Here is a 14,475-nt window from a genome sequence, read left to right as displayed (position 1 = left end):
GGGTCGCCCGGGCCCCGGCAGCCGGGGGCCGGGGCCCGGCCCGGGGACCGGCCGCGCCCTCGGGGTGCGGCCGGTGCTGCCCCGGGAGCGCTCCCCTCCGTCGCGGAACCGGTCCGACCCGACACCGTGATGGGAGGTGGTCGACACCGATACTCCCTGGTCACAACGTTCTGATCCGGTCTCTGTCACGCCGAACCGCCCCGCCCGGTCCCCGGGCGGGGCGGTCGGGTGGACGGGGACACCCGACCCGCCCGCCCGACCCGCCCGCCAGACACCGAGGGAGACCGCCGCGTGAGCCTGAGCACCGTGTGGCTGCAGATGTTCGACGGCAGCCTCGTCCGCGCCGACCAGGTCGTCGAGATCGAGCTGCACCGGACCCCCGAGATCGCCGGCAAGCCGTCGCGCTGGCTGCTCGACGTGGTGCTGGCGGTGCCGGTGGGCGGCGGCGGAGGCCCGCACGAGAGCTGGCGGACCGGTCCGCTGCACCGCACCCTGGTCCAGAGCTCGACCCCGCCCACCGAGGCCCCCGCGGCGCTGGCCCGGCTGCTGGCCCGGCTCGACGCCGCCGACGCGGCCGGGATCGTGCGCGCCGACGTGACCCGGGCGGGGGCCACCCCACCCCGCGCCACCGCCGTCGTGGCCAGCGCGGTGCGGCTCGGCTTCACCCCGTTCGACGAGGCCGAACCCGACGCCCCGTCCGGCGCCGCGCCCGCCGGGCCGGAACCCGCGGCGGTGGCCGGCGCGCTCTCCTGATCCGATCCTCCATCCGACCACGGTCCGACGCGGAAGGGCACCGCGGCGGGCCAGGATGGGCCCATGGGCGCACCCACCGTCGTCGACGACGACCACGTCCGCTGGATCACCTTCGACCGGCCGGAGGCGGCCAACGCGCTGCACCCCGACGACCTCGAACCGCTGGCCGACGCGGTGCGCGGGATCGGGCCGGGCACGCGCGCGATCGTCTTCACCGGGGCCGGTGGGCGGGCGTTCTGCGCCGGCATGCACCTGGACGCCTTCGCCGGCCTCACCCCCGCCACCGCCCGCCGGCTGATCTCCCGGCTCGCCGACGCGCTGCGCGCCGTGCGCCACGCCCCCGTCCCGACGGTGGCGATGCTCAACGGCGCGTGCATCGGCGCGGCCCTGGAGCTCGCGCTGGCCTGCGACCTGCGCACCGCCCGTCCGGGCGTGCGGCTCGGGCTGCCCGAGGTCGCGCTCGGCATCCCCTCCGTCGTCGACGCCGCCCTGCTGCCGGCGTACGTGGGGCTGTCCCGGGCCCGCGAGATGATCCTCACCGGCGACCTGTACGAGCTGGACGCCTTCGGCCCCGGCTTCGCCAACCGGGTGGCCGCCCCCGACCGGCTGCGCGCCGAGACCCTGGCGCTGCTGCGGCGTGTCACGGCGCACACCCCCGAGGTGCTGGCGGCGCAGAAGGCGCTGTTCGAGACGTGGCTGGAGCAGGGCATCAGCGCCTGCGTCGCGACCAGCGTGGACGTGTTCGCCGACGTCTTCGCGGCCCCCGCCACCGCGGCCGCCCTCGCCGCCCACCGCCGCTGAGCCACTCCCGTGCGGGGTGCGAGTGCGACGCCGAGGAGCGGGTATCCGGCGCGGTGACCGAAACCGGGCCGGGCGGTGACCTCGCCGCGTACATCGAGGAGCGGGTCGCCGCGGCGGTCGAGCGGGCCCTCCGGGAACCGCAGGTCTACGGCGACGAGCGCAAGCTGCACGTCCACCCGACCGCCGTGGTCAACGACGCGCTGTTCAACCTCTCCTCCGGGGAGATCACCGTCGAGGAGTACGCCTTCTTCGGCCACCGGGTCTCGGTGCTCACCGGCACCCACGACATCACCGTGTTCGACCGCGCCCGGCAGATCACCGTGCCCAGGTCCGGCCGCGACGTGGTGATCGGGCGCGGGGCGTGGGTCTCCACCAACGCGCTGGTCCTGGGGCCGTGCCGGATCGGCGAGCACGCCGTGGTCGCCGCGGGCAGCGTCGTCCTCGCCGACGTCGAGCCGTTCACCGTGGTCGGCGGGACGCCGGCCCGCGTGCTGTCGACGATCACCGAGCGCCCGTCCGGTTCGCCGTGAGCCACCCCGGGCGGGGCCCGGCGGCTATCTTCCGGTGATCGCGTCCGCGGCGGGGCGGGCGCCGGCGCGGAGGTCGGAATGACGATCATGGAGCGGTTCTCCCTCGAGGGCCGGGTGGCCATCGTGACCGGGGCGTCATCGGGGCTGGGGGTGTCGTTCGCCCGCGGCCTGGCCGAGGCCGGGGCCGACGTGGTGCTGGGCGCCCGCCGCGCCGACAGGCTCGCCGACACCGCGAACCTCGTCACCGACACCGGCCGGCGGGCCCTCGCCGTCGCCACCGACGTGGCCCAGCAGCCCGACTGCCAGGCACTGGTCGACGCGGCGATGGCCGAGTTCGGCCGGGTCGACGTGCTGGTCAACAACGCCGGCATCGGCACGGCCGCGCCGGCCACCCGGGAGGACCCGGCCGAGTTCCGGCGGGTGATCGACGTCAACCTCAACGGCTGCTACTGGATGGCCCAGGCCTGCGGGCGGGTCATGCAGCGCGGCAGCAGCATCGTCAACATCTCCAGCGTCCTCGGGCTGACCACGGCCGGGCTGCCGCAGGCCGGCTACGCGGCCAGCAAGGCCGGCCTGATCGGCCTGACCCGCGACCTGGCCCAGCAGTGGAGCGGGCGCAAGGGCATCCGGGTCAACGCACTCGCGCCCGGCTTCTTCGCCACCGAGATGACCGACCAGTACCAGCCCGGCTACCTGGAGGAGCAGTTGGAGCGGCGGGTGCTGATGCACCGGGTGGGCAACCCGTCCGAGCTGACCGCCGCGCTGCTGTTCCTGGCCAGCGACGCCGGCGGCTACGTCACCGGCCAGACCCTCGCCGTGGACGGCGGGATCACCGTCACCTGACCGGCCGCTTACGATCCCGACGCATGACCGGTGCGCGCGGCAGCAGCGACATCGCGGCGGCGTTGGGCGTGCGGCTGGACGGCGTCCGACCGGTCCCGGGCCACCGCGGCCAGCGGCGCACGTTCTTCGCGCACTGGGACGGCGAGCCGGTCGTCGCGAAGTGGGGACTGGACGAGGACCTGCCCGCGAAGATCCCGTACGTGGCCGGGCAGGTGCCGGAGCTGAGCCGTCGCGGCATCCCCGCCGCCCCGGTCCTCGCGCACGCGCCCATGCACGGCGGCGGGTACGCCTGGCTCCAGCCCCGCCTACCCGGACGCCCCGCCGACCCCGGTCCCGCCCTGCTCGCCGAACTGCTCGCGATGCTCGACCGGATGCGCGACGCCCCGCCCGGCGAGCACCGCACCGACCACAACGCCTGGGTCGCCGCCACGGTCCGCGACGACCTGGCCGGCTACTGGGCGAACACCGCCGCCATCGGCCCGACCGCCCGAGCCCTGGGCGAGCAGGTCCGGGCCTGGGCGACGGCACAGCCGCCTCCGCCCCCCGCGAGCGACTACGTCCATGTCGACCTCAACCTCGGCAACGTCCTCGTCGACGGCGACACGATCGTCGGCCTGGTCGACCTGGAGAACCTCGGCATCGGCAGCCCCGCGGTCGACGCCGCCCGCCTGGCCTACGAGTGGCACGCCGCCGGTGCGCCGGGGCTGGCCGACATCATCCGCTACGGGCGTTCGTGCCACGGCGAGGCCGGCTGGCGGTACGCGGTCGCGTACGAGGTCGCGAGTCGGCTCGGCTTCCGGAGCGAGCACATGGTCGACGACGATCCGGCGGCCGATGTGGACGTTGCGGGCGGGTACTTCGACGCTGTCCGTTCGGGGTGACTGTCCCGGCCTCCGATGGTTTTGAGGGGCCTCCGGCGACTCCTACGCGGAGGGCGACCTCTGAAGTGTCAAGCAGGGGCTTGGGGAGGCTGCCGGGCTCCCGTTCGGTCCCGGGGTCGGGCTCGTCCTCGCCGGCGGGTGTGCGGGCCGCCCTCCCCGGCCGAGTCGATCATGTGATTCGGGGTCCTCGCAGACCCAGCGGTGCCCTCGCAACCCGCCGGCGCGCTGCGAGCACCCAGCCGGCGCTGCGACACCCACCTGGCGCTGCGAGGACACCCCGCCCGGGGTTCGGGGCGTCTTCGCAGGGCCTGTGCGGTCTTGGCAGGTGCTGTAGACCCTGCGAAGACCATGAGGACTCTGCGAAGACGCCCAGCGGGTGTGCGCTGTCGCCCTCCCGCGCCGAGTCGATCATGCGATTCGGGGTCCTCACAGACTCAGCGGTGCGAGGACACCCGACCCGCCGGCCCGCCAGGCCGCGAAGGGGGCCACCCGACCCCGAAACCCCGGCGGGAGGATGGCTCAGCCCATGCCCTTGGGGGCGCGCTGCTTCATGAACCCGAACAGGTAGCCCGCCACCCGGCGCATCTGGATCTCGTCGGAGCCCTCGGTGATCCGGTAGCGGCGGTGGTGGCGGTAGATGTGCTCGAACGGCTTGTGCCGGGAGTAGCCCAGCCCGCCGTGCACCTGCATGGCCCGGTCGGCGGCGTCGCAGCACAGCCGGTTGCCCCGGTAGTTGCAGATCGAGACCTGCTCGGACTGGGTGAACGCGCCCTCGGTGTCCATCAGCCAGGCCGTCTTGTGGATCAGCGCGCGCAGCATCTCGGCCTCGGCGTGCAGTTCGACCAGCGGGAACTGGATCGCCTGGTTGGTGGCCAGCGCCTTGCCGAACGGCTTGCGCTGCTTGGCGAACTTCACCGACTCGTCGATGCAGTAGAGCGCGGCGCCGAGGCTGGACGCGGCCTGGCGGATGCGGTTCTCGTTGAAGAAGTGCTGCACCACGGCCAGCCCGCGGCCCTCCTCGCCGAGGATCGCCGAGTTCGGCACCCGCACCTGGTCCAGGCTGATGCGGCCGTGGTCGGTGGGCATGTTGAAGGTCCAGAGGAACTCCTCGACCTTGAAGCCCGGGGCGTCGGTGGGGGTCAGGAACGCGGTGATGCCGTGGCCGTCGCCTGGCTCGCCGGAGGTGCGGGCGAAGATCAGGTCGTACTTCGCGGTGTGGATGCCGGTGTTCCAGGTCTTGGCCCCGGTGATCAGCCAGTCGTCGCCGTCGCGGACGGCGTAGGTGTCCATGTGGGTGGCGTCGGAGCCGTGCTCGGGCTCGGTGATGCCGAACGCGAAGCCCTTGGTGCCCGACGCCAGTCCCTCGACCCACTCGGCCTTCTGCTCGTCGCTGCCGTGCTCGAGCATCAGCAGCAGCCCGACGTTGTTGCCCACGATCGCGTGCTCGTTCTGCAGGTCGCAGTGCAGGCCGAGGCCCTTGGACGCGAGGTGCTCGCGGATCACGGCCATGCCCAGGTTGGAGCCGTCGCGCCCGCCGAACTCGGCCGGGAATGCGTAGCGGTAGTGGCCGGCGGCGTCGGCCCGGCGGCGGGCCTCGCGCAGCAGCTCCTCCCACTCGTGGCTGGGCAGCCCGCCGCGGTCCCAGTCGGTGCGGGCGTCCTCGCGGCGGTGGTCGAAGAACCGGATGTTGTCGTCGGCCTCCTCCAGGGGGCGGATCTCGCGCTCGATGAACTCGTCGAGCTCGTCGAGGTAGTCGAGAAGCTCCTTGGGCAGGGTCAGGTCCATGAGCGCTCCATTGCATCGGTGGACGTCATCGGTCAGCATCGGTCAGCCTTGACCGGTTTCCCGGCCGTGGTCCCGACCGTGCCCCGCGCCGCCCGCGAGGGCAACCGGGCCAAACCGACATCACACGAGCGGAGATCACACGCCCATGGGCCCGACCCCGCCGCACGACCGACCCGAGGCCGCCGAGCTGCTGCGCACCGTCCGGGAGCTGCTGGTGGACGAGGTCGTACCGGCCACCGACGGCATGCTCGCCTACCACGTGCGCATCGCCGCGCGCCTGGTCGGCATGGTCGAGCGCGAGCTGGAGCGGGGCCCCGAGGACGCGCGCCGGCACGCGGCCGACCTCGACCGCCTCGGCCACCCCGACGACGCCGCGCTCGGCGCGGCGATCCGCGCAGGCGAGTTCGACGACCGCGGCGACGAGCTGCGGGCGGTGCTGCGCGCCGCCGCCCACGCCCGCCTGGAGGTCTCCAACCCCCGCCACCTGTCGGGGTGACGGGGCCGGGTGGCTACAGCTCCCGACGCAGCCGCACGGCCAGCTGCTCGTAGGCCCGGAACCGGCGCGGCCGGTCCGACCAGCCCTCCGCGGTGATCTCGTCGGAGACGGCCAGGTCCTTCTCGAACTGCGCCGACAGGTCGGCGGCGAACGACTCGGACTGCACGCACAGCGTGGCCTCGTCGTTGAGCTGGAACGAGCGGTTGTCGAAGTTGACCGAGCCGACCGTCGACCAGGCCCCATCGACGACCAGCGTCTTGGCGTGCAGCATCGTCGGGCCGTACTCCCAGACGCGCACGCCGGCGTCGAGCAGCGACTTGTACACCGCCCGCCCCGCGATGCGCACCGGCGGCTTGTCCATGTGCCGGCCCGGCACCAGCAGCCGCACGTCGACGCCCCGCTCGGCCGCCTCGACGAGCGCCTCGACGAACGCCGGGCGCGGCGCGAAGTAGGCCGTGGTCAGCTCGATGCTCTCGCTCGCGCAGGCGATGGCCAGGTAGAACAGGGCCTCGGCGTCGGTGTCGCCCACCCCGGCCGATGAGCGCACCAGCTGCATCGGGCCGGCGCCGTCGGCGTCGGGCAGCTCGGGCAGGTAGTCCTCGCCGACCAGCACGTCGCCGGTGGCCTCCAGCCAGTTCTCGGCGAAGGCGCCCTGCAATCCGCGCACGATCGGGCCGCGGACCCGGACGTGGGTGTCGCGCCAGTGGTCGGGGTCCTGCGCGTCGCCGGTCCACTCCTCGGCGATGCCGACCCCGCCGATCATCCCGACCTGGCCGTCGGCGACCAGGATCTTGCGGTGCGTCCGGTGGTTCACCCGGGCCACCGCGTAGGGCTTGAGCGGGCGGAACCGGGCGACGTGGACCCCGGCGTCGATCATGTCCCGGACCAGCCGGGAATCCATCTTCGCGGTGCCGAACGCGTCCAGCAGCACGTTGACCTCGACGCCGTCGCGGGCCCGGCGGCTCAGCCGGTCGGCGACCTCGTGGGCGATGTCGCCGCGCCAGTAGACGAACGTCAGCAGGTTGATCGAGCGGCGGGCGCGCTCGATGGTGTCCAGGAACACCGGGAAGATCCGGTCGCCGTTGATCAGCAGTTCCAGGTCGTTGCCCGAGGAGATCGGCGCGCCGGTCAGGGCCTCGGCGGCGTAGAGGAACGCCTCGGACCCGACGTGCAGGTCGGCCCCGCGCAGCGCATAGCCGTGGCCGCTCTCGCGCCGGTGCCGCAGGGAGTCGGCGGCGTAGCGCCCGCCGACGAGCGCGGCACCGGCCAGCACCGGCCAGCCGCGGGACACGACCGGTCCGAGCTTCACGCGGTCACCTCCGGCCGGGTCGTCGGGCGTCGACGAGCACCCGGTCGGGAAGGAGGATCACCCACGAGCGGCATGAGCGACATCATGCCCGGAACGCGACGACGTGCTCGGCGGCCCCGTCAGGGCTGCACGGACGCCCGGTACGCCTGGAAGGCGTCCAGCAGGGACGACTCGAGCAGGACCCCACCGTCGTCCTCCGGCCACCCCACGGCGGCACCGCCCTCGACGAGCAGCCAACCACCGCGCCGTTCGAGCACCCGGGCCACCGAGGAGAGCGCGTCGCCGAGGGAGGGCGGCACCGCGGAGACCGCGGACAGGTCGGCGATGACGTGGCGGACGCCATCGGCGAGGATCGTGTCCAGCATCACCTCGACCAGCCGAACCACCGCGGGGCCGGCATCGCCGGTGACCGTGAGCACGGCGTGCCGCGGGCCGCGCACCGACATCGAGACGCCGGCGCTGGCGGCCGGGGCCATGCGGGGCGCGGGTAAGAGGTCGTCGATGGTCGACATCGTGGGCCCTCCCGAGCGGATGCGCGAGCGACGGCGACCGACTCGCCCCGGCCACTGAACTACTTATGGACCATCGCGCCCAGGGTCGAAGGTCCCGATCCGGACAGGACCTCCGGGCACCCCTCGCCCGCCCCGGACCGCGAGCCCGCCCTTCGATGCCGGTGGGCGTGCGCCCGTCACGTCCGGCCGTCACCGCGGCGGGTCCGCGAACCCCGAGACCCGCAGCGTGATGTTCAGCCGGCCCCGGTCCAGGCCGATGTCGGGCAGGTCGGCCGGCGAGTGGGCCAGCAGCTTCGGCACGCCGTGGTAGGCCAGCCGGTGCTCGTCGCCGAAGACCACCAGGTCGCCCGAGCGCAGCTCCACGTCCACCCACGGCCGGCCGCGGTGCTCGACGTTGCCCAGCCGGAACAGGCAGGGCGCGCCGAGCGAGAGCGACACGACGGGGTCGGGGGCGCGCTCGTCGCTGTCGCGGTGCATCCCCATGCGGGCGTCGCCGTCGTAGTGGTTGACGAGCGCGATGTCCGGGGCGTAGCGCCGCCCGCGCTCGGGGTCGAGGTAGGCGTCGGCGACCGCGCGGCGCCCGAGCTCGGCCAGCCAGGGCGGGAACGGCGCGACCGGCGAGCCGTCCTGGTCGTCGCGGGTGCGGGAGTACCGGTAGGGCATCCAGTGCCAGCCCAGGCACACCGTGCGCACGCTCATCGTCGCGCCGTTGGGCAGCACCGCGTGCCGGATCCCCGGCCCTTCGCGGGCCCACCCCCGGCAGGCCTCGACCAGCCGGCGCTGCTGGTCGACGTCCAGCCAGCCGGGCACGTGCACCGCGCCGGGGGCGAGCGGGCGGCGCTCACGGGGCAGCAGTTCGAGCATCGGTCCTCCCGGGACGCGACGGTAATAGCCTGCCGCGGTGATCACCCTCCCGGACGGCCGCCGGCTCCGCGTGTCCGAGACGGCCCCCGGACCGGGGCGCACGCCGGTGGTCGTGGCCGAGTGCGGGCTCGGCGACGGGCACGGGATGTGGGCCGGCGTGGCCGCCCGGGTCGGCGCGGTCACCCGGTTCGTCGCCTACGACCGCGCCGGCCTGGGCGGGAGCGACCCCGATCCGCGCCCGCGCACGGCCCGGCGGATGGCCCAGGACCTCGCCGACCTGCTCGACGCGCTGCGCCCCGGCCCGTTCGTGCTGGTCGGGCACAGCATCGGCGGGCCGGTGTGCCGGCTGGCCGCGGCCGCGCGGCCCGACGACGTCGTCGGCATGGTGCTGGTCGACCCGGCCGCCGAGGACCTGCCGGCGTCCTACACCCCCGCGATGCGGGCGCTGACCCGGCTGGGCGCCGCCACGCTGCCGCTGCAGGCCCGCATCGGCCGGCTGGATCGGCTGCACCGGCGGCGGGTCGCCGGGATCGCCTGGTCCGCGGGGATCGTCCCCGGGTCGGTCGACGGCACGGTCGCCGAGCGGCGGGCGTTCACCGCGGGCCTGGCCGAGGTGCGGGACGCGCCGCCCACGCCGCCGCGGGTGCCCGTCACCGTGCTCTCCGCCGGCACCCGGCCCGAGCTGATCGCGGCGCACGAGCGGTACGCGGCCGGGCTGCCCGACGGGCGCCACGTGCTCGTCGCCGGCAGCGGGCACGACATCCACCTGGAGCGCCCGGCCCTGGTCGCCGAGGAGATCCGGCGGATGCTCGGCTGAGCCCCGGGCAGGCCGGCTCACTCCCGCTCGGGGATGCCCGCCAGGCCCGCCGGGGGCGGCCCGACGTGCACGATCCCGAGCCGGTGCGTCGCCCTCGTCATCGCCACGTACAGGTCGTTGGCGCCGCGCTCCGACGCGGCCAGCACGGCCGCCGGGTCGGCGATCACCACCACGTCGAACTCCAGCCCCTTGGCCAGCTCCGGGGTGAGCAGCACGACCCCGCGCTCGGGGTCGGGCTCCTGCGGGACCGACAGCGCCGCGGCCAGCGCGGGTACCCGGGCCGCGGGCGCGATGACCGCCACCCGCCCCTCCTCCAGCGCCACCGCCTCGTCCGCGACCAGGGCCGCGACGCGCCGCGGGAGGTCGGCCGCCGCGGTCCGCACCCGCCACGGCCCCGCTCCCTCCGAGCGGACCGACCGCGACCGCACCCGCTCGCCCGCCCCGTCCGGGACCGGGTGGGCGGCCAGCAGCTCCTCGGCCGCGTCCATGATCTCCGCCGGGGTCCGGTAGTTGACCGTCAGCCGCACCAGCTCCCAGCGCTGCTGCAGGTGCGGGCCCAGCACCCGGTCCCAGGACGCGGCGCCGGCCGGATCGCCGGTCTGGGCCAGGTCGCCGACGACGGTCATCGAGCGGGAGGGGCAGCGCCGCACCAGCATCCGCCACGCCATCTCCGAGAGCTCCTGGGCCTCGTCCACCACGACGTGGCCGTACACCCAGGTCGGGTCGGCGGCGGCCCGCTCGGCGAGACCGCCCGCGCCGGACCCCGCCGGCGCGTCGGACCCGATGAGGGCGGCGAGCTCGTCCAGCAGCGGGACGTCGGCCGCGCTCCAGCCGCCCGGCTCGCGGCGCAGCGCGTCGACCTCGGCGGCGGTGAGGTCGGGCCAGGCCCGCGCCGGGTCGGCCAGCAGCGCCTCCAGCACCGGCCCGGGCGCCAGCTCCGGCCACAGCTCGTCCAGGGCGTCGCCGACCGCCGGCTCGGCCAGCAGCGCGCCGCGCAGGGCCGCCGCGTCCACCTCGTCGACCATCGTGACCGGGCCGCCGGGATCGTCGGGATCGACGACGAACCCGGCCGCCTCCAACGCCCGGATGTCGGCCGCGCCCAGCCGGCCGTCGGCGGTGCCGCCGTCCAGGGCCCGCCCCGACTCGTCGACCACCACCGCCTCCAGCGCCGCGACGATGCGCTCCGCCAGCGCCCCGACGACCTCGCGCTGGAACACCAGCCGCGCCCGGTTGTGCGGCTGCCCCGTCCGCCGGGCCACCCGGACCGCGCGGCGGACCTCGACCGGGTCCAGCCGCAGCGCCTGCCCCTCGAACTCCAACTCGACCGGCCCGGTCGGGCGCGCGACCCGCGCCCGGACGGCGGCGGCCAGCCGCTCGGCCATCACCGAGGCGCCCTTCAGCACCCGCGTCGCCGGCGGGTCGACGCGGTCGACCACGATCCCGGGCCGCAGCTCGGCGACGGTCGCGGCGACCACGGCGTCCTCGCCGAGGCCGGGCAGCACCTGCCCGATGTAGTCGATGAACACCCGGCTCGGCCCGACCACCAGCACCCCGCGGGCCAGCAGGTGCCGGCGGCTGTAGAGCAGGTACGCCGCGCGGTGCAGGGCCACGGCCGTCTTCCCGGTGCCGGGACCGCCCTCGACGACGAGCACGCCCATCTGGTCGGAGCGGATGATGCGGTCCTGCTCGGCCTGCAGGGTGGCGACGATGTCGCGCATGCGGCCGCTGCGCCCGGCGGTCACCGCGGCCAGCAGCGCGGCCTCGCCGGCCAGCCCCGCCTCCGCCCCGGCGCCCGAGGAGCTCAGCAGCTCGTCGTCGAGGTCGACCACGGCGCGGTCGCGGGTGCTGATGCGCCGGCGCCGGCGGACGCCCTGCGGGGCGCGGGCCGTGGCCGTGTAGAAGGGCCGGGCGGCGGGCGCGCGCCAGTCGAGCAGCAGGGTCTCGTCGTCGCCACCGTCACCATCGCGGAACAGGCCCATCCGGCCGATGTGCACCGACGCGCCGTCCTCGGTGTCCAGCCGGCCGAAGCACAGCCCGCGCTCCACCGCCTGCAGCCGGGCGGCCCGGCGGGAGTTCCAGGCCAGCTCGGCGTCCCGGTCGGCGTCGGGCTCGTCTGCCTGCTCGGCGGGTGCCGACAGGGCCGCGAGGCGCTGCGCCACCTCCGCGCGCATCGCGTCCACCACCGCGTACAGCTCGGTGACGTGGGCCTGCTCGCGCGCGATCTCGTCGGTGATCTCGGTTCCGGACACCGCAGCAGGGTGCACGCCCGATCTGCCGAGAAACAGTCTTGTTCTTCCGGCGACGTTCCATCGAGTTCTTGATCATGCTGCGCACCTGGGAGGATCGCGGGATGGCTCGCCCACCCATCCGCGACGTCCCCCTCCGCGACGACCCCATCCGGCTCGGCCAGTTCCTCAAGCTGTCCGGCCTGGCCGAGGACGGCGGGCACGCCAGGGCGCTGATCGAGGAGGGCGCCGTCCTGGTCGACGGGCGCACCGAGACCCGCCGCGGCGCGCAACTGGCCGTCGGCTCCGTCGTGGCGGTCGGCGAACTCCGCGCGCGGCCCGTGCGCGCCACATGACCCCTGCGCGGTGGAACCACAACATCCACTACCACCGCGTCGTCCTCGACGCCGCGCCCGCGCGGCCGGCCCGGGCGCTCGACGTCGGCTGCGGCAACGGGCTGCTCACCGCCGAACTGGCCGGGATCGCCGACGAGGTGGTCGGGCTGGACACCGACCCCGGCACCGTCGGGAGCGCCCGTGAGGAGTTCCCCGCCCTCCGCGACGCCTTCGTCGTCGGCGACCTCTTCGACCACCCGTTCGCCCCGGCCTCCTTCGACCTCGTGGCCTCGGTGGCCACCCTCCACCACGTCGACGCGGCCCGCGGCCTGACCCGCATGGCCGAACTGCTCCGCCCCGGCGGCACCCTGGTCGTGGTCGGGCCGGCCCGGGTCGAGCGGCTGCCCGACCTCGCCCACAGCCTCGCGGCCGCGGCGTGCAGCCGCCGGGCTGAGCCGGCTACACCACCACCGCGGACCGCTCGGTCAGGAACTCCTCCCACGAGCGCCGACCCCGGTCGGCCGTGTCCAGGTTGAGGTTGTCGCCCGCGCGGTAGGCCCTCCCCGCTGCTCCCGGGATGCGCACCGGGAGCAGCGGACGGCGTCGGCCGGTCTCCCGCAGGTAGCCGCGCAGCAACTCGTCCATGCCGTGCACGGACGGCCCCGCCAGGTCCCGCACCCGCCCCGCCGGCTCGCCCACCGCCAGCTCGACCAGCCGGGCCGCCACGTCGCGGGCGTCGACGGGTTGGAAGCGCAGCCCGCCGGGGGCGGGGACCACCGGCAGCGCCGTCATCTTCTTCGCGACGGTCAGCACGAGGTCGTGGAACTGGGCCGCGCGCAGGGTCGTCCAGGGCACCCCGGACTCCGACACCGCCCGCTCCGCGTCGAGCTTGGCCCGGAAGTAGCCCAGCGGGACCTGGTCGGCGCCGATGACCGAGATGAGCACCAGGTGCCGCACGCCGGCGGCGGCCGCGGCGCGGGCGAGGGTGGCGGTGGCGCGGTCGTCGCCCTTGGGCCCGCCGGCCAGGTGCACGACGACGTCGGCGCCAGCCACACCGCGGTCGACGCCCTCGCCGGTGAGCAGGTCGCCGGTGACGTGCTCGACACCGGCGGGCAGCTCGCGCGGGCGCCGGCTGAGCACCCGCACGTCTCGCCCGGCGGCCCGCAGCAGCGGCACCACCAGCCGCCCGAGGGTGCCGGTACCGCCGGTGACCAGGAATGATGCGGACACACTGACTCCGTTCGTCGCAGGGTTCGAGATCCGGTCACGTCGACCGGGTCCCGCGGGTCATTGCTCCGACACCCCGCGAGGGAGGAACGTGACGCGATGGACGGACGCGACCAGCTGGCCGCCCGCTTCGAGGCCGACCGACCCCGGCTGCGTGCGATCGCCCAGCGGATGCTGGGTTCGGCAGGCGAGGCCGACGACGCCGTGCAGCAGGCCTGGCTGCGGGTGGACCGCGCCGGCGTCGACGACGTGCGCAACCTCGACGCCTGGCTGACCACGGTGGTGGCACGGGTCTGCCTGAACATGCTGCGCAGCCGCGACACGCGCGCCGAGGAGCCGCTCGACGAGCACCTGTCGGAGCCGGCGAACGGCCCCGACCCCGAAGGGGAGGCGGTGCTCGCCGACTCCGTCGGGCTGGCCCTGCTGGTCGTGCTGGACACCCTCGCCCCCGCCGAACGGCTCGCGTTCGTGCTGCACGACATGTTCGCCGTGCCGTTCGACGAGATCGGCCCCATGGTCGGGCGCTCCCCCACCGCGGCGCGCCAACTGGCCAGCCGCGCCCGGCGCCGGGTGCGCGGGGCCGGTGCGGCGCCACACGCCGACCTCCCCCTGCACCGGCAGGTGGTGGAGGCGTTCCTGGCCGCCTCCCGCGGCGGCGACCTCGACGCCCTCGTCGCGCTGCTCGACCCGGACGTGGTGCTGCACGCCGACGCGGCGGTCGGCCCGACACCCGCCCCGGTCGAGCTGCGCGGGGCTCCGAACGTGGCGCGGGGAGCGCTGCTGGCGTCCGAACGGGTGCGGGCGAGCCGGATCGTGCTGGTCGACGGGGACGTCGGGTTGGTACTGGCGCCGCGTGGGCGGCTCGTGGTGGCGCTGCGGTTCGCGTTCGTCGGGTCGCGGATCGGCGGGGTCGAGGTGATCGCCGAACCTGACCGCCTCCGCTCCCTCGCCATCACCGAGATCGATGGGGCGCCGGCCGAGTAGGGCGGTGCGCACACCTCGCAGCCCTCGACGTCTGCCGGCGACGTCGCAGAGTCCCCATGGTCTTCGCAGGGTCCGCAGCACCTGCGAAGACCCCACCACCCCTGCGAAGACGC

Annotated in this window: 16 protein-coding genes; 10 read left to right on the top strand and 6 right to left on the bottom strand. The window is 75.3% G+C overall.

Annotation, left to right across the window (positions count from 1 at the left end; genetic code table 11):
- The first annotated feature begins 291 nt into the window (after positions 1-291).
- The 5 genes from KIK08_RS02965 to KIK08_RS02945 all read left to right on the top strand — a co-directional run bounded on the left by KIK08_RS02965 (position 292) and on the right by KIK08_RS02945 (position 3,808).
- Positions 292-753, top strand: a complete 462-nt coding sequence (locus tag KIK08_RS02965) for a hypothetical protein (protein WP_308257350.1) — start codon at positions 292-294, stop codon at positions 751-753.
- A 63-nt stretch (positions 754-816) separates the two neighbouring features.
- Complete coding sequence (locus KIK08_RS02960; RefSeq protein ID WP_214401394.1) at positions 817-1,554, top strand: enoyl-CoA hydratase/isomerase family protein; 738 nt, start codon at positions 817-819, stop codon at positions 1,552-1,554.
- 53 nt (positions 1,555-1,607) lie between these two features.
- Positions 1,608-2,084 (top strand): acyltransferase, encoded by a 477-nt coding sequence (locus tag KIK08_RS40835; RefSeq protein WP_214401393.1) that lies wholly within the window; start codon positions 1,608-1,610, stop codon positions 2,082-2,084.
- A gap of 78 nt (positions 2,085-2,162) precedes the next feature.
- Positions 2,163-2,927 (top strand): SDR family NAD(P)-dependent oxidoreductase, encoded by a 765-nt coding sequence (locus tag KIK08_RS02950; RefSeq protein WP_214401392.1) that lies wholly within the window; start codon positions 2,163-2,165, stop codon positions 2,925-2,927.
- A 23-nt stretch (positions 2,928-2,950) separates the two neighbouring features.
- A complete protein-coding gene (locus KIK08_RS02945) occupies positions 2,951-3,808 on the top strand; it encodes an aminoglycoside phosphotransferase family protein (RefSeq protein ID WP_214401391.1) in 858 nt (285 codons plus the stop codon).
- Between the two features lie 519 nt (positions 3,809-4,327).
- On the opposite strand, the gene KIK08_RS02940 is transcribed toward KIK08_RS02945, so the two are convergent.
- Positions 4,328-5,593 (bottom strand): acyl-CoA dehydrogenase family protein, encoded by a 1,266-nt coding sequence (locus tag KIK08_RS02940; RefSeq protein ID WP_214401390.1) that lies wholly within the window; start codon positions 5,591-5,593, stop codon positions 4,328-4,330.
- A 145-nt stretch (positions 5,594-5,738) separates the two neighbouring features.
- Here KIK08_RS02940 and KIK08_RS02935 point away from each other — a divergent pair, with 145 nt between their 5' ends.
- Positions 5,739-6,089, top strand: a complete 351-nt coding sequence (locus KIK08_RS02935; RefSeq protein ID WP_214401389.1) for a DUF6285 domain-containing protein — start codon at positions 5,739-5,741, stop codon at positions 6,087-6,089.
- 13 nt (positions 6,090-6,102) lie between these two features.
- Here KIK08_RS02935 and KIK08_RS02930 read toward each other — a convergent pair whose 3' ends face one another.
- From KIK08_RS02930 to KIK08_RS02920, 3 genes are all read right to left on the bottom strand, one after another.
- On the bottom strand, positions 6,103-7,398 hold the full coding sequence (locus KIK08_RS02930) for a phospholipase D-like domain-containing protein (protein WP_214401388.1): 1,296 nt from the start codon (positions 7,396-7,398) through the stop codon (positions 6,103-6,105).
- A 119-nt stretch (positions 7,399-7,517) separates the two neighbouring features.
- Positions 7,518-7,910, bottom strand: coding sequence for a hypothetical protein (locus KIK08_RS02925; RefSeq protein ID WP_214401387.1), 393 nt, complete (start codon positions 7,908-7,910; stop codon positions 7,518-7,520).
- Between the two features lie 189 nt (positions 7,911-8,099).
- Positions 8,100-8,774, bottom strand: coding sequence for an alpha-ketoglutarate-dependent dioxygenase AlkB family protein (locus tag KIK08_RS02920; protein WP_214401386.1), 675 nt, complete (start codon positions 8,772-8,774; stop codon positions 8,100-8,102).
- Positions 8,775-8,811: 37 nt separating this feature from the next.
- Between KIK08_RS02920 and KIK08_RS02915 the strand changes: the two genes are divergently transcribed.
- Entirely contained in the window at positions 8,812-9,591 is a 780-nt protein-coding gene (locus KIK08_RS02915) for an alpha/beta fold hydrolase (protein WP_308257349.1), read from the top strand.
- 17 nt (positions 9,592-9,608) lie between these two features.
- Here the strand turns inward: KIK08_RS02915 and KIK08_RS02910 are convergent, their stop codons facing one another.
- Positions 9,609-11,840: a HelD family protein gene (locus tag KIK08_RS02910; protein ID WP_491063175.1), complete on the bottom strand. Its 2,232-nt coding sequence runs from the start codon at positions 11,838-11,840 to the stop codon at positions 9,609-9,611.
- A 101-nt stretch (positions 11,841-11,941) separates the two neighbouring features.
- Here KIK08_RS02910 and KIK08_RS02905 point away from each other — a divergent pair, with 101 nt between their 5' ends.
- On the top strand, positions 11,942-12,172 hold the full coding sequence (locus KIK08_RS02905; protein WP_214401385.1) for an RNA-binding S4 domain-containing protein: 231 nt from the start codon (positions 11,942-11,944) through the stop codon (positions 12,170-12,172).
- Positions 12,169-12,687 (top strand): class I SAM-dependent methyltransferase, encoded by a 519-nt coding sequence (locus KIK08_RS02900; protein ID WP_214401384.1) that lies wholly within the window; start codon positions 12,169-12,171, stop codon positions 12,685-12,687. Before KIK08_RS02905 ends, KIK08_RS02900 begins: the two co-directional genes overlap by 4 nt.
- On the opposite strand, the gene KIK08_RS02895 is transcribed toward KIK08_RS02900, so the two are convergent.
- Complete coding sequence (locus KIK08_RS02895; RefSeq protein WP_214401383.1) at positions 12,611-13,381, bottom strand: SDR family oxidoreductase; 771 nt, start codon at positions 13,379-13,381, stop codon at positions 12,611-12,613. The two genes, KIK08_RS02900 and KIK08_RS02895, sit on opposite strands and share 77 nt — an antisense overlap.
- Positions 13,382-13,477: 96 nt before the next feature.
- Here KIK08_RS02895 and KIK08_RS02890 point away from each other — a divergent pair, with 96 nt between their 5' ends.
- On the top strand, positions 13,478-14,362 hold the full coding sequence (locus tag KIK08_RS02890; RefSeq protein WP_214401382.1) for a sigma-70 family RNA polymerase sigma factor: 885 nt from the start codon (positions 13,478-13,480) through the stop codon (positions 14,360-14,362).
- The last annotated feature ends 113 nt before the right edge of the window (positions 14,363-14,475 follow it).

It is taken from the genome of Pseudonocardia lacus (assembly GCF_018531445.1).
Classification (GTDB): Bacteria; Actinomycetota; Actinomycetes; order Mycobacteriales; family Pseudonocardiaceae; genus Pseudonocardia; species Pseudonocardia lacus.
This window is presented reverse-complemented; position numbering and strand designations above follow the sequence as displayed.

Excerpts from the sequence above, each read along its gene's own strand:
- KIK08_RS02940 (WP_214401390.1), bottom strand. The coding sequence starts at position 5,593 with ATGGACCTGACCCTGCCCAAGGAGCTTCTCGACTACCTCGACGAGCTC.
- KIK08_RS02905 (WP_214401385.1), top strand. The coding sequence starts at position 11,942 with ATGGCTCGCCCACCCATCCGCGACGTCCCCCTCCGCGACGACCCCATC.
- KIK08_RS02950 (WP_214401392.1), top strand. The coding sequence starts at position 2,163 with ATGACGATCATGGAGCGGTTCTCCCTCGAGGGCCGGGTGGCCATCGTG.
- KIK08_RS02920 (WP_214401386.1), bottom strand. The coding sequence starts at position 8,774 with ATGCTCGAACTGCTGCCCCGTGAGCGCCGCCCGCTCGCCCCCGGCGCG.
- KIK08_RS02945 (WP_214401391.1), top strand. The coding sequence starts at position 2,951 with ATGACCGGTGCGCGCGGCAGCAGCGACATCGCGGCGGCGTTGGGCGTG.
- KIK08_RS02925 (WP_214401387.1), bottom strand. The coding sequence starts at position 7,910 with ATGTCGACCATCGACGACCTCTTACCCGCGCCCCGCATGGCCCCGGCC.
- KIK08_RS02935 (WP_214401389.1), top strand. The coding sequence starts at position 5,739 with ATGGGCCCGACCCCGCCGCACGACCGACCCGAGGCCGCCGAGCTGCTG.
- KIK08_RS02960 (WP_214401394.1), top strand. The coding sequence starts at position 817 with ATGGGCGCACCCACCGTCGTCGACGACGACCACGTCCGCTGGATCACC.
- KIK08_RS02890 (WP_214401382.1), top strand. The coding sequence starts at position 13,478 with ATGGACGGACGCGACCAGCTGGCCGCCCGCTTCGAGGCCGACCGACCC.
- KIK08_RS02900 (WP_214401384.1), top strand. The coding sequence starts at position 12,169 with ATGACCCCTGCGCGGTGGAACCACAACATCCACTACCACCGCGTCGTC.